1 protein-coding gene and 1 pseudogene are annotated in these 788 nt (G+C 73.0%); both read right to left on the bottom strand.

All coding sequences use genetic code 11. From position 1 onward, the window contains the following. Positions 1-163: 163 nt before the first annotated feature. A complete protein-coding gene (locus ACFQ36_RS23100; protein ID WP_377017946.1) occupies positions 164-445 on the bottom strand; it encodes a DUF6457 domain-containing protein in 282 nt (93 codons plus the stop codon). A 73-nt stretch (positions 446-518) separates the two neighbouring features. Then, positions 519-788, bottom strand: a pseudogene (locus ACFQ36_RS23095) (molybdenum cofactor guanylyltransferase); the annotation flags it as partial.

Genomic DNA, 788 nt, shown 5'->3' with positions numbered 1-788 from the left:
CCTGCCGCGTGGGCGGTGCTGCGGGCTTGGTCCCAGGCGGCGCCGTCGTCGTGCGTATGGCGGCGGTCCCGGCGGCTGCCGTCAGGCTGTTCACCGGGATGGTCACCGCGGTGGTTCCGGCCGTGCCCGGCCGCGTGCTGCCGGTCCCACCGGAGCGGGGCGCTCACGTTTCGGGAACGGCCGGGCGGCGCCGGACCACCTCTTCGGCCACGCGGGAGGCTGCGCGCATGGCCGCCTCCGGCGTAGCCTGACCGGTGGCGGCGGCCAGGCCTGCGGCATAGCCGACAATAAAGGTGGTCACGGGTGCGGCGGGCCGAACCACGCCGTGGGCCGCCACCCCGGCCAGGCCGAGCACGGCGTCGATGTCCACCGGGGTGTCCTCGATTTCCAGAGCGGTCAACAACTCGGTCACGAAGGGGGGCAGGATCTGGTCTGCAGAGGCCACTTTTGCTCTCCGATATTCTGCGCGTGTTCTACTCACCCGTGCCGGGGTCCGGCATGGTGCGTCGTAGCCTAGGCTACGGTGCCGGCCGGGTTATGCCAAAGCGGCCGGCATCTTCCCAGGTGTCCACGTCTTCCGTCGCCGCCGCCTGCAGCGGCACGCGCACTGTCCGCAGCCGGGCCAGCAGCTTGCGCACCGACAGCCCGGTAGCGCCGGCAGCACCGCCGACTGCCGCCACCGCCTCCTCCAGTGCGGCGCTGCGCGCACAGGAGGCCAGCGGCTGTTCCCGCCCGGCGGCATCCACGGCCAACCACAGATCCGCTTCGGGCCGGCTGCCTGCGGCTGC

This window comes from Arthrobacter sp. GCM10027362 (assembly GCF_042679445.1).
Classification (GTDB): Bacteria; Actinomycetota; Actinomycetes; order Actinomycetales; family Micrococcaceae; genus Crystallibacter.
This window is presented reverse-complemented; position numbering and strand designations above follow the sequence as displayed.